Source organism: Collinsella aerofaciens (assembly GCF_039758965.1).
GTDB classification, from domain to species: Bacteria; Actinomycetota; Coriobacteriia; order Coriobacteriales; family Coriobacteriaceae; genus Collinsella; species Collinsella aerofaciens_BR.
In genome coordinates this window covers 16,807-29,455 of the sequence record NZ_JBDMSL010000013.1, presented here as the reverse complement: position 1 = coordinate 29,455, position 12,649 = coordinate 16,807, and the positions used below count along the sequence as shown (strand labels likewise).

11 protein-coding genes are annotated in these 12,649 nt (G+C 60.9%); 9 read left to right on the top strand and 2 right to left on the bottom strand.

Annotated elements, in window-relative coordinates:
• The first annotated feature begins 18 nt into the window (after window positions 1-18).
• From ABHU32_RS05555 to ABHU32_RS05515, 9 genes are all read left to right on the top strand, one after another.
• Window positions 19-315 carry a hypothetical protein gene (locus ABHU32_RS05555; RefSeq protein ID WP_346979329.1) on the top strand — a complete coding sequence of 99 codons (297 nt, stop codon included), beginning with the start codon at window positions 19-21 and terminating at the stop codon, window positions 313-315.
• The gene (locus ABHU32_RS05550; RefSeq protein ID WP_118373096.1) at window positions 312-821 is read left to right on the top strand and encodes a cell division protein FtsQ/DivIB; all 510 of its coding nucleotides are present in this window, start codon (window positions 312-314) and stop codon (window positions 819-821) included. The genes ABHU32_RS05555 and ABHU32_RS05550 overlap by 4 nt, the downstream gene beginning before the upstream one ends.
• Before the next feature lie 89 nt (window positions 822-910).
• A complete protein-coding gene (locus tag ABHU32_RS05545; protein ID WP_346979328.1) occupies window positions 911-1,510 on the top strand; it encodes a hypothetical protein in 600 nt (199 codons plus the stop codon).
• A complete protein-coding gene (locus ABHU32_RS05540) occupies window positions 1,494-1,775 on the top strand; it encodes a hypothetical protein (RefSeq protein WP_055287144.1) in 282 nt (93 codons plus the stop codon). The genes ABHU32_RS05545 and ABHU32_RS05540 overlap by 17 nt, the downstream gene beginning before the upstream one ends.
• Before the next feature lie 18 nt (window positions 1,776-1,793).
• Window positions 1,794-3,224, top strand: a complete 1,431-nt coding sequence (locus ABHU32_RS05535; RefSeq protein ID WP_346979327.1) for a hypothetical protein — start codon at window positions 1,794-1,796, stop codon at window positions 3,222-3,224.
• A gap of 118 nt (window positions 3,225-3,342) precedes the next feature.
• Window positions 3,343-4,059: a DUF554 domain-containing protein gene (locus tag ABHU32_RS05530; RefSeq protein ID WP_346979326.1), complete on the top strand. Its 717-nt coding sequence runs from the start codon at window positions 3,343-3,345 to the stop codon at window positions 4,057-4,059.
• Window positions 4,060-4,146: 87 nt separating this feature from the next.
• Window positions 4,147-5,907, top strand: a complete 1,761-nt coding sequence (locus tag ABHU32_RS05525) for a TerB N-terminal domain-containing protein (protein WP_346979325.1) — start codon at window positions 4,147-4,149, stop codon at window positions 5,905-5,907.
• Window positions 5,900-7,204, top strand: coding sequence for an ATP-binding protein (locus tag ABHU32_RS05520; protein ID WP_346979324.1), 1,305 nt, complete (start codon window positions 5,900-5,902; stop codon window positions 7,202-7,204). Before ABHU32_RS05525 ends, ABHU32_RS05520 begins: the two co-directional genes overlap by 8 nt.
• Before the next feature lie 116 nt (window positions 7,205-7,320).
• On the top strand, window positions 7,321-9,765 hold the full coding sequence (locus ABHU32_RS05515; RefSeq protein WP_346979323.1) for a DEAD/DEAH box helicase: 2,445 nt from the start codon (window positions 7,321-7,323) through the stop codon (window positions 9,763-9,765).
• A gap of 100 nt (window positions 9,766-9,865) precedes the next feature.
• Here the strand turns inward: ABHU32_RS05515 and ABHU32_RS05510 are convergent, their stop codons facing one another.
• Together ABHU32_RS05510 and ABHU32_RS05505 are read right to left on the bottom strand one after the other, a co-directional pair.
• Complete coding sequence (locus tag ABHU32_RS05510) at window positions 9,866-10,741, bottom strand: spermidine synthase (RefSeq protein WP_346979322.1); 876 nt, start codon at window positions 10,739-10,741, stop codon at window positions 9,866-9,868.
• Entirely contained in the window at window positions 10,742-12,646 is a 1,905-nt protein-coding gene (locus ABHU32_RS05505) for an elongator complex protein 3 (RefSeq protein WP_346979321.1), read from the bottom strand. It abuts the gene before it with no gap.
• Window positions 12,647-12,649: the final 3 nt, after the last annotated feature.

Below are 12,649 nucleotides of genomic sequence, written 5' to 3'. Positions count from 1 at the left end.
AGAAGCAGGGAGGTTCCCATGGCATATTACTGGCCCCAGTACGGCGTCGCCATCGAGGTCGACGACGATCCCTATTTCCTGCCTTTCGACGAAGAGGCGTTCCCCGATACGGCGGTCTACCACGTCACCACCGATGTTATCTGCGACCCCGAGTCGTTCTTGGCGCTCGCCCACCACATCGCGCATATCCACAACATCGAGCTCCCTCACAACTTCGACGAGCTCATCTACTCGCGCCGCCTGATGCTTCACATGCTCTTTGGAGCGGACCCGTCCACGTTCGCGCGCGTCTACACCACCAAGGACGCCGCATGAGTGCGAAGAAGCCGCCCCGCCTTGCAGGACTGGGGCGTCGCAAGAAACTCGTCGTTGTCTGCCTGGCTATCGTCTGCGCCCTCATCGCCGTAGGGCTATACGCCTGGCAGTCGCAGCCCGTGCCCGAAGCGGGCGCCTCGGTCACGACGGCAGAGGGTAAATCGCGCCAAGAAATCCAGGATGAGCTCGACGCCATCGTCCGCGACAACATGATGACGATCTCGGTCGCGCCGGTCGCACAGTTGCAGGAAGGCGGCAAGTTGCGCGTCAACGTGCAAAACGTCCAAGACAACAAGTTTCCCCAGCGCTTCCGCGTGATTCAAAACGACGAGACCATCTATGAGTCCGGTGTGGTCGAAGCCGGCAAGACGGTTGAGACCTGCCCCGCCGGCGACATCCAAGAAGGCGAGGCATATATCGAGATTCAGGCACTCGATGCCAAGACCTACGACACCCACGGCAATCCGACACGTGTCAAGGTACGGGTTGAGCAAGCCGAGAACTAGCTTTCCGGCCGACGCAGCACCGCACGCAATTCACCAGCATTCGTCCAATCATCGCGGGGACGGCCCGCGGCGAATAGAAAGGAACGACCATGAACATCACCAGGAACATGAACGGAGCCAGAGCGCTCGTCGTGGGCGCAGGGCTCGCGCTCGCACTCGCAATGGGCGCCGCCCCGACGCCAGCTATGGCGGCCGGGCGCGTTGGAACCACGAAGGTAATGGTCAGGACCGAGATCGACAACGTTGAGTTCAAAGTTCCGACGGTTATTCCCTTCGTCGCCAAGGCCGACGGCACGCTTCAGGGCCCCTCAGAAGACGCGACCACCATCGACAATCATTCGGCCTACGGCATCCATGTCACCAACATGAAGATCGACGCCATGAACACCTGGACCATTGCCGCCGACGCCAAGGCCGGAACCGCGCAGAACTCCATCGACTTTAAGGTCGGCCCCGACGGCGCACTCCAGAACGCCAGCGCCGCAATGCAAGGAACGGGCCTCGATCTTTCCAAGAATGCAGCCTTCGACATGGGCTACCAGGGCATTGCCGGCGGCGCGGACAAAATTAAGCTCAAGACAAGCGGAAACGTCGCCCGCGTCACGCGCGACATCTTCCGCGTAACCGGCGAAGGCGATCAGGTTGCAACGATTACCTGGACGGTCGAGCCCGGTGCGCACACGGCATAAGGCCGTCGCCCTGGCCGCCGCCGTCAGCATCCTAGCGTTTGGGCCAGCCATGGCCTTTGCCCAGCAAGAACAGGCGCAGGCCGCCACGCAAGTGACGGTCGACCTCTCGGAGCTCGACCGCAGCGACCGCGAGGAACCGTTGGCGCAGACAGGCGACAAACGATGGCTCTTGGCAGCAGGCGCCGCAGCAGCAGGCGCGGGAACCGCCGGCCTCGGTCTGCACATCAAACACAGCCAGAAACAAAACATGAACAGGCCGCACTAAATTAGCTAAGGAGACCCCATGGCATCGAAGAACCTTTTGCCCGTCGTCGCACTCTGCGGCGCGCTCGCAACCGGAACGCCTGTCGCCGCTTGGGCGACTCCTGTCATGGCAGACTCCTTACCAGCGGCCCTAAGCTCCGCACCAAATCCGTCGAGCGCCATTGCGTGCAAGCGTTTTTCGATCGCACAGGCCGCAATCTCAACCTCGGGATGCCTTCGTCGTAATACGGACGGCTCGATAGTCGTGGATATCAATCGTTCGAACAAGGCAAACGGCTCCCAGGCGGGGTGCGCCGTCTGCACGTGGCGCTCGGTTGTGCTCGATGCAGATGGCGATCCATGCAATTTAGAGCTGCGCATCGACATCGCTTCGGTCGATGACTCGGCGAACGGAGCGAAGGTCGCCTTCGACGGTACGTTTTTCGAGAAAGGAGGCGGTATATGTCTGGGCTGCGCCGCCGCGAATGCAGACGATGCGCAGCCCACCCTCTCATTCACGGCATCGTTGCGGCTGACCAAAGCCGGTACCGATGCCATCGCGGCGGGAGAAGCGTCCCTGCTGTTCTACGCCGTCAGCACCAAAGACACAGACGCTCATTTCGAGAAGCCAGCCGGATCACTCAGCCTTACACGAGGGATAGAGGCAGGCCCTATTGAAATCGATGCCCACGCGCAAAGCAGGCAACGCATTCTTGCCGACCCGGTGCTTCTCGAAATGGAGTGGAACGGATCCGGAGCCATCGGAATTCTCCCCTCCGCGCTTGACGCCAAGACGCTCCCCCCAAACGACGAACCCATCAACGCAACCATACAAGAAGAGAGTGCGGACAAAGAAGCAGGTGCGGGCGACACGCCGTCGCCGACAAACAGCGTCCCAGCTTCTTTCGAAGCACCGAATGAGCCCGCTACCGATCCAAACGATCCCGAGCTCGCGGACAGTCTGGGGCTTGCTGATCCTCAAGAGATCGATGAAGGTAACTGCTGCGTGCTTGCCGCGCTCGACCACACGGAGGTCATCGACGCTGCGAACATCGAAGTTGCCGCCGCCAATCAGCCCGTCCGCAAGTCGGCTATCATCGCATTTCCTGAATCCATCGAAGTCGTCTTTTTGCCATCGGGCGAGGTCGTGGCCCCAACACTGCTCACCTTGTTGGGCGCCAAGAATACTCGAAACGAAATTAAAAAGGTCACGGTTGTCGACCCTGCAACCACCGCCAAGCTGCGTCTATACGCCGTTGCTCCAGACGGAGGCAAGACCTTGGAATTCGATGGTGACACACTCCTAGCCTGGCGACGTCTGGACATTATGCAAGACGTCTCGTATCAGATCGAACTCGAAGGGTTTGATCGTGCCCGCGATGCCAATATCATTGCCGCGGCTATTGAATCCCCACAACGGCTTATGACGCTGCGCTTTGACTACTATCCCTATGTCCCGACAACCACCTGAGGCTTAAATACTGCGCATCATTCCTAACACCACTTATATAACGTATTAGATGAGTCGCGATGTGCCTCGCATTTCGTTCTGCTACGATTGCCACGTTGGCATCAATACAGGAGGGCTCATGCCGGGCTTGGGAACGATCATCAACGTTGTGCTTTTAGTTGCGGGCGGTCTTTTGGGATTAGCGGGCGGCCGCTTCATTACACCGCGCATCCAAGACACGCTCATGAAAGCATCGGGGCTGTGCGTCCTGTTTATCGGCCTGGGCGGCACCATGCAAAAGATGCTCATCATCGATGGAAAGGCGCTGGCGACCACCGGTACCACCATGCTCATCGTCTCATTTGCGCTCGGTTCACTCATCGGCGAGGCCGTCAACTTGGAAGCCGTCATCGAGAACCTTGGTGAATGGCTCAAGCGCAAGACTGGCAGTGAGGGCGATAACGAGTTCACCAACGCTTTTGTCTCGACTTCACTCACCGTGTGTATCGGCGCCATGGCCATTGTGGGATCGATCCAGGACGGTCTGCTCGGTGACTGGTCAACGCTTGCCCTCAAGGGAGCGCTGGACTGCATCATCGTCTGCACCATGACGGCGTCGCTCGGACGCGGCTGCATCTTCTCGGCCCTGCCCGTAGCCGTGTTCCAGGGGACGATCACGTTGTTTGCCGGCGCGCTCTCCCCCATCATGACCACAACAGCCCTCAACAGCCTTTCGCTCGTAGGCTCCATGCTCATCTTCTGCGTCGGCGTCAACCTCATCCGTCCTCAGACCTTCCGCACGGCCAATATGCTCCCCTCCGTCGTCATCGCCGTCATCTACGCCCTCCTGTTCTAAATCTATCAACGCAGCGGTATCTCGAACATCTGTTTGATGCTGTGCTATGATATGAGGTCACCGTAGCTGCGTTCGAGAGGAGGAGCGGTGGCCGACCAGGACATCAAGATGCTCATCGAGCGCATTATGGCCGAGGCCCGGACCCATCAGTCCGCCCGCTTCTCAAACGAAATCTACGCAGACGAGCCGATTCTCAAAACCGGCCGACAGATGCAGAACTTCCTTCCCGACCAATACCGCAAGATGCGTGAGATATCGCGTTGGCAAGAAGACCCCAAGGGCGGCGCGGGCCGTTGGCTTTCGGAAGCCGAGCTTTTCTACCGCCAGGGCCTGCTGATGGCCGACTTTGAGGACGACTGTCCCTACAACGGCACCTTTAAATCGTACTTTCCCACCTACAACGCCATGAGCGACCGGCAGTTGCGCGGCTACTTTACCTGGCGTGCCCAAGTGCGCCGCGGAACCGTCGAGGAAACGTCTACGTCCTTTGCCTTTCTGTATCTCTATGAGCTGATTTGCGGCATTGGCGTAGATGACCCGCTCGATGGTTTTAACAAGATCAAGGCTTTTTGGGATGTCTATCGCGCCTTCGAGCCCGGCATCGACCGATTTGCACGCGTGTGGCTGCAGGATTACGCCGTGTTCCACGGGCTCGACCCCAAGCTGCTTCGCGACTCTAAAACCGTCATGTTCGATAACGCCCTTATCGAGCTGCGGCGCGCGGCACGAGACCTTGTACCAGCACCGGCACCGTCCGGCCAGACCCCTAAGCGTCGCAAAACCTCCGAGCCCACGCTCCCCCTTCCGCCCGATGAGGTGCGCGAGGAGCGACTCATGGCCGCCATCAACGCCCTCTCCACGTATAACCTCAATAACTCAAGACTCGCTCGCAGCAACCATCGCGACCTACGCCACGTGGCATGTGCCGTGTATGTCCGTATGGCGCGTTACTATGACACGCACCGAAAGACCGGCATCGTGGCGAGTTTATTTGGGGAGGAGACGGCCATGCCCTACACCATGTTTGCCTCGGCCGTATTCTTTGCGCCCGAGCGCCACGAGGACTGCGAATACCGCCTGGATCCTATCCATATCTACCGTTGCCAAAACGGCTTTTGGGAATGCATGCGTATCCACGGTAGTAGGCAAAAGAGCAGCAAGCTCGGTGAAATGATGCGCGCCTGCGACCAACGCCTGCGCCTGGCCCTAGACCCCACCCACCCCCTGAAGGAGGAGAAGGTCCCCAAATATCTGGCCAAGATTATCGATGACGAGATTGTGGCATGGCTTTCGTGGGACGCCGCACACCAGCCCGTCAAGATCGATATCGATCTGAGTCAGCTGGGGCACATTCGGAGCGCCGCTGCGCAAACGCGCGAAGCGCTTTTGATCGACGAGGAACGCGAGGACGGCGCGTCCGCAGAAGCCGAGGCAGCGGACTCAGGGCAACCGGAAGCCGAGCCCGTAACCGACGCGATTGTCGAGGCGGTCGTGGCACCCATTCGGCAGGACTTGACCGACGAGCCGACCATATCCACCGAACAGTTTGGTGTCGTGGCACCGCTTCTCGCGTCAACGTCAACGTTCGCAGCCGCTGCGCCCGCTGACGCAACGAACGAACTCGCGCCCGCCGCAGACGCCTATCTCCGCGCGCTGCTCGAGCACAACGCAGTACAGGCGGAATCGGCGGTAGCGCAATCGGGGCAGAGCGAGGACATGCTCGTCGATACCACCAACGAGACGCTCTTTGACCTGGTGGGCGACACCGTAATTGAATTTAGCGCGGCAGGGCCGCAGATTATTGAGGACTACGAAGCAGACGTGAGAGGATACCTAGACCATGAGTGATACCGCATCCGCAGCACCCCGCGTGCCCAAGCGCGTCGCTGCCGTCATTCTCAACTCGCTCAAGGGCGGCGTGGTCCCGCGCATCGGCCTTCCCTACATTACCGTAGGGCGCGAGGTCGAGATCCGCGCCCTGCTCACCGATCTGAGTCTCATCGCCGACGGTGGGGCGAGCTTCCGCTTCCTGGTCGGTCGCTACGGCGCCGGCAAGAGCTTTTTGCTCCAAACCATCCGAACGCATGCCATGGGCGAGGGATTCGTCGTCGCCGATGCCGACCTGTCGCCCGAGCGCCGCCTGCAGGGCGGTCAGGGACAGGGCCTTGCCACCTACCGCGAGCTCATCCGCAATATATCGACCAAGACGCGCCCCGAGGGCGGCGCGCTCAACCTTATTCTGGATCGCTGGGTTGTCTCGTGTGCCGACGTCGACGAGTCGGTCGTCAATGCCCAACTGGCCCCGCTCGAGGAGATGGTCCACGGCTTCGACTTCACCCGCATGCTTCGCCGCTATCGCACGGCCGTATCCGAGGGCGACGAGGAGGCCATGAGCCGCGTGACCAAATGGATCCGCGGCGAATACCGTACCAAGAGCGAGGCTCGCGCCGAGCTGGGCTCCTCGACCATCATCAGCGATGACGACTGGTACGACTACGTTAAGCTCATTGCGCGCTTTTTGGTCTGCAGCGGCTACAAGGGCATGCTGGTGCTCATCGACGAGCTCGTGAATCTGTATAAGATTCCCAACGCCATCACACGCCAATATAACTACGAGAAGATCCTGACCATGTACAACGACACGCTCCAGGGCAAGGCGCAGTACCTGGGCATGATCATGGGTGGCACGCCAACCTCCATCGAAGACCGCCGCCGCGGCGTGTTCTCCTACGAGGCTCTGCGCAGCCGACTCGCTCAGGGTCGCTTTGCGCGAGATGATCTCAAAGACATGCTCGCGCCCATCATCCGCCTGCAGCCGCTCACCTACGAGGAGCTGCTGGTGCTCATCGAAAAGCTCATGCAGATCCATGCCGGCTACTTTGGCTGGACGCCCACGCTTACCGAGAACGACTTGGTGGACTTCCTCAAGATTGAGTTTGGCCGCGTGGGGGCCGACACGCATCTGACGCCCCGCGAGGTCATCCGCGACTTTATCGAGCTGCTCGATATCCTGTGTCAGAACCCCGATGCAAATGTGGCGGAGCTACTGCAAAGCGTTGGTGGCGACGCGCTGGCGCCGGCAGCCGCAACAGGCGACATCGGCTCCGCAGACGGCGACCGTAACTTCGCCGAATTCACCATCTAACCTGACAAAAAGGGACAGGTTTATTTTGGTAGGTTCCATCTGGGCAAACGTTGAGGCAGTAATGCAGCAAGCCACTGCCCACCGCGTTGAGAAATTCGCTTTTGAAAGGAGGCCTCGTGAACGCCTTTGACCGCTATGCCCCGTTTATCCAGGACTTTATCTACTCCCACGATTGGGAGAGCCTGCGCTCTATCCAGGTTGCGGCGGCAGATGCCATCTTTAACTCGAAGGACAATGTGCTCCTGACGGCATCCACGGCTTCCGGCAAAACCGAGGCAGCCTTCTTTCCCATCCTGACCGAGTTTTGGGAGAACCCGCCCGCAAGCGTGGGCGCCCTCTACATCGGCCCCCTCAAGGCGCTCATCAACGACCAATTCGTCCGCCTCAACGACCTGTGCGAAGAAGCCAATATCCCCGTCTGGCACTGGCATGGCGATGTCTCGCAGTCACACAAGGCTAAGCTCATCAAAAAGCCGAGCGGTATCCTTCAGATTACGCCCGAATCGCTCGAGGCGCTCCTGATCCATAAGCACATGGCGATCCCGCGCATGTTTTGCGACCTGCGCTACGTCGTCATCGACGAGGTTCATTCGCTCATGCGCGGCGACCGCGGCGGGCAGACGCTCTGTCTTATCGAGCGCCTCTCGCGCATGGCAGGCGTGCAGCCCCGCCGCATTGGTCTTTCGGCCACCATCGGGGACCCGGAACGCACGGGTGCCTTCCTGTCGCAGGGGACGGGACGCGACTGCGTCATCCCCCGCTTTGAGGAGCCGCGCCGCGTGTGGCGTATCTCCATGGAGCACTTCTACAACTCGGGTCCCCAGGCGCAGCAGCGAGGATTCACGAGCACAGGTCCGCAGGAAGCTGAGGTGCTCGCATGCGAGCGCATTGAGGCGGCACCACCCGCGGCACTGCCCGTCAGCACCCAAGACATGCGCCATAGCGGGCAACTCACACAGGAGGAACGCCGCCAACGTCGCGAGCAGGCACGGGACAAGGCTGCCCCCAAGGGCAGTCGCACTTCCTCGGCCCCCGAGGGCGAAGTCGACATCCCACGAGCGACCGAGCAGGCGCTTCTCAACCCCACCGACACGGCGCCCGACAACGCCGACCCCGGTATGGGCTATATCTTTGATCATACGCGCGGCCGCAAGTGCCTGGTCTTTGCCAACTCGCGCGAGGAGGCAGAGGCCGTGTGCTCCATGCTGCGCAGCTACTGCGAAAGTCGACACGAGCCCGACCGCTTTCTAATCCATCACGGCAATCTTTCGGCATCGCTGCGCGAGACGGCCGAGGAGCTCATGCGCGACGAGGAGCAGGCGCAGACAACCGTCACCACCTCTACGCTGGAGCTCGGTATCGATATCGGCCGCCTGGAGCGCGCCTTCCAGATTGACGCGCCGTTTACCGTCAGTTCCTTTTTGCAGCGCATGGGGCGCACGGGACGCCGCGACCTTCCGCCCGAGATGTGGTTTGTCATGCGCGAGGAAGAACCCGAGCCGCGCACGATGATGCCCGAGACCATTCCGTGGAAGCTCCTGCAAGGCATCGCGCTCGTACAACTCTATCGCGAGGAAAAATGGGTCGAGCCGCCCGAGCTCGATCGACTCCCCTACAGTCTGCTCTACCACCAGACCATGTCGACCCTCGCCAGTACCGGAGAGCTCACGCCGGCCGAACTTGCCCAGCGCGTGCTCACACTCAGTTATTTCCATCGCGTCTCGGCCGATGACTATCGCGTGTTGCTGCGCCACCTCATCAAGATCGACCATATCCAGGTCACCGAGGGCGGTGGGCTCATTGTGGGTCTCGCGGGCGAGCGCATCATCAACAACTTTAAGTTCTACGCCGTGTTCCAGGAAAACGAGGAGTTCACCGTTCGCAGCGAATCGGCCGAGTTGGGCACAATCGTCAATCCCCCACCGCCCGGCGAGCGCATCGCCATCGCCGGACACTGCTGGATTGTCGAGGAAGTGGACTGGAAGCGTCATACCGTCTTTGCCACGCAGGTCAAGGGCCGTGTGCCGGCCTACTTTGGCGACTGCCCCGGTGACATCAATACACACGTACTCGAACGCATGCGCAAGGCGCTCAACGAGCATGCGGCATATCCGTATCTCATGGGCAACGCACGGGCACGTCTTGCACAGGCTCGCCATACGGCCGAGATTTCGGGCGCGGGGACCAAGCCACTCATCAACCTGGGTGGCGACACCTGGGTGCTCTTCCCCTGGCTGGGCAGCTACGCCTTTTTGGCGCTCGAACGCATGCTCAAGATTAAGTGTGCCGCGGAGCTGGGCCTTCGCGGACTCGACCCGTCACGTCCGTACTTTATGCAGTTTAAGATGAAGGCCGACGAGGAGACGTTCTTTGAGGTACTCGCCGCCGAGGCCGAGAAAGACTTCGATCCCATCGAGCTCGTCTATCCTGGCGAGGTGCCTTACTTTGACCGCTACGACGAGTTTGTTCCCGAAGAGCTCGTGCGCAAGGGCTTTGCCGAAGGCGTGCTCGACATCGAGGGCATGAAGCAGCGCGTCCTCAGCTGGCGCGACCACGCCTAAGACCAGTCTTTTTGGCACGGGGCTTGTTGAGCTACTTTGGCATGACCAAGGAGTGGCTAAAGGAGCCCCGTCATAAACAGACTGGTCGCAGGGAGACGCGCTAGTCGTGAAGGACGGTGCCGAGAAAGTCAGCATCGAAGGGCACGGCTTCGGCAAAGACATAGTCGCCGTCGCTGGCGACGAGCAGGTAGTTCTCCTCGCCGCCGAACTCTGTATCACCACATGGGACCACCCAGGCGTGGGCGAATACCTCGAGTGCAGTGGCAGCGCAATCGCGCAGGAACGTCACATCGCTCCCCTCGTTTGCGCTCACGATATTGGCAACGTAGATACCCCCGGGGTTCAGGCTGCCTCGCACTAGACGCAACGCCTCAACGGTCGCCAGCTCGCGCACAGGCTCGGCACCGCCAAAGCAGTCGCTCACAACGACGTCGTAGCGACGATGGCCCACGCTCGTCACACCCAGATACGAACGTGCCTCAGCGGTAATCACCCGCAAGCGGTCGCCCACTGCGCGCTCCAGCTCGTCTAGGTAGAACCAGCGACGCGCCAGGCGCGTAATCTCTCCGTCATACTCGATGACGTCCATGCGCAAGCCCTCGTGCGACATCAGGGCGAACTTAGGATAGGCAAACCCGCCGCCGCCCAGCATAAGCATGCGGTCGATACCGTGACCATAAGCGTCACGCATTGCGTCCTCGGCCTCAAACACATCGTCAAATGCACGATAGTACGCAAAGACCGGCTCCGCCCAACGATCGCCAACATAGCTCGCGCTTTGGTAGACGCCGCCTTGCACCAATACGCGGACTTCGTCGCCGCCCTCGTCGTGCACGCGCTTCACACGCGCCAACCCATTGCGGGTTCGCGCAACCTGCAGACAGGCAGCACGAACAGCGACAGCGGCCGCACCAAGCGCCGCGGCTCCCAGGGCAACGCCGGCAACGACACCGGCAGGAACACTCGGCTTGTTCATCTAGAGCTCCTTTTGCAGATAAAGGCCATGGTCATAAAATCCAAGATGGCGATAGTACTCGCGTGTGCCAATCGCGCTAATCACGTTGATACGTGCATAGCCCGCGTCCCGAGCAATATGGCACGCACGCTCCACCAGCGACCGGCCCAATCCATGGTGCTGGGCTGCCTGGCCTTGATCCCCCACGCGCGCCGCCATGCCATACACGTGTACCTCGCGAATCATCGCCTCATCAGGCATCGTCGGCAACTCGTCCGCATGCGCGGCAACAAACGAATGGTCGGGCAGCGACAACCGCAAAAAGCCCGCGATTTTGCCCTGCGGTGTCACCCACTGCAAAAAACGCTCGCTCGTCACCGGCGTCTCGTACGCGACCTCATCAAGGGACAGCTCACCCAAGTCGGCACCCGCCGTGCTGATCTCGCGATAGCGGATCTCGCGCACCGTCGCGCCTTCCCCACGAGCCGCCAAGCGGTTTTCGACGAGCTGACGCAGGTTGGGCTTCTTGTTGCCCACCATGATGTCGTCGGAGCTAAAGTCGCGAATCATGCGGCTGATGCGGCAGAACGCCGGCGTCACCACGATGTCGTCGGCCAACACATCGAGCAGCTCTTCCTCGGTATAGGGGCGCCACTCGCCGCGCTCATAGCAGCCCACCAGACGCGAGCCCTCGATGAGCGCGCACGGGTAGACCTTGACCTCGTCGGGCATAAAGGCGCCCTCGGTCATAAAGCGCTCGTAGTCGCGCTTGTCCCCCTCCGGCGTGGCGCCCAGCAAGTTAAGCATAAAATGCGCGTGGATCTTAAAGCCAAACAGGCGCGCAAGCGAAAACGCCCGCTCGATCTGCGCCACCGAAATGCGACGCTCGTTGATATCGAGCAGGTGCTGGTCGAGGCTCTGGATGCCCATCTGAATCTTGGTGCAGCCCAGGCGGCGGATGAGCGTGAGCGCCTGCGGCGTCACGGCATCGGGGCGCGTCTCGATAACGAGTCCCACCACGCGATGCTTCGCCGTCTCGTTGATGCGCTGCTGACGCTCGAGCTCCTCCATCGTTGCCGTCTGCCACTCGGCAACCTCGCCCCACGGCGTACCAGGGCCGTACAGACGACGCACCGCGCGGTTATAGCCGCCCACGGCAGCATCCACACGCTCCTGCTCGTCGGCAACACCACTCGCAAGCTCGGCCTCGTCGGTCGCAATACCGGCAGCCCGATAGCGCTCGCGGCGCTCTGTTACCACCGGCGGCAGGGCATCGGCGGGGGCGTCATCGAGTAGGCGCCCCGCCTCGGCACGGCTGATGCCCGGACGCGCCAGCATGGGGTTGGCTGCCACGCCGGCGACGGCATCGTCATTGAGCGCACGGAAAAGTTCCGACATAAACCATGCCTGATACCCTTGTGGATAGTCGCTCCAGGTACCGCCGAGCACTATGAGCTCGATCTTATCGGTCGCATGACCCATCTGCGAAAGTGCCGTCAAACGGGCACTCACCTGCAGATATGGATCGAAGCAGTTTTGCTCCGCACGGGCACACGCCGGCTCAGCGTGCAGATAGCTCTTGGGCATGCGCAGGTCGTTAGGGCAAAACAGGCAATCGCCCGAGCACGGCCACGGCTTGGTGATGACGGTGATGGTCGCCACACCCGAAGCCGTGCGGCGCGGCTTCATACGCAGCACTTGCAGCAGTTGACGCTCCAGCTCGGCGTCGACATTCCACCCAGCCCAACGAGCCGGCTCCTCGCGTTGCACCCGCTGGTAAAACGGCAGCAGGCGGCGCTTTGCCAAGTCGCGCTTATCGGCACCCTCGCGGCGCGCCTCGGCATGTATCAATTTAACGAGCACCTTGTCGTCCACGGTCTCACCGCGACGCAGGGCATCGAGTATGTTCAAAATAATCTGTTCCATGAC

Excerpts from the sequence above, each read along its gene's own strand:
- ABHU32_RS05535 (WP_346979327.1), top strand. The coding sequence starts at position 1,794 with ATGGCATCGAAGAACCTTTTGCCCGTCGTCGCACTCTGCGGCGCGCTC.
- ABHU32_RS05520 (WP_346979324.1), top strand. The coding sequence starts at position 5,900 with ATGAGTGATACCGCATCCGCAGCACCCCGCGTGCCCAAGCGCGTCGCT.
- ABHU32_RS05505 (WP_346979321.1), bottom strand. The coding sequence starts at position 12,646 with ATGGAACAGATTATTTTGAACATACTCGATGCCCTGCGTCGCGGTGAG.
- ABHU32_RS05510 (WP_346979322.1), bottom strand. The coding sequence starts at position 10,741 with ATGAACAAGCCGAGTGTTCCTGCCGGTGTCGTTGCCGGCGTTGCCCTG.
- ABHU32_RS05555 (WP_346979329.1), top strand. The coding sequence starts at position 19 with ATGGCATATTACTGGCCCCAGTACGGCGTCGCCATCGAGGTCGACGAC.
- ABHU32_RS05530 (WP_346979326.1), top strand. The coding sequence starts at position 3,343 with ATGCCGGGCTTGGGAACGATCATCAACGTTGTGCTTTTAGTTGCGGGC.
- ABHU32_RS05550 (WP_118373096.1), top strand. The coding sequence starts at position 312 with ATGAGTGCGAAGAAGCCGCCCCGCCTTGCAGGACTGGGGCGTCGCAAG.
- ABHU32_RS05545 (WP_346979328.1), top strand. The coding sequence starts at position 911 with ATGAACATCACCAGGAACATGAACGGAGCCAGAGCGCTCGTCGTGGGC.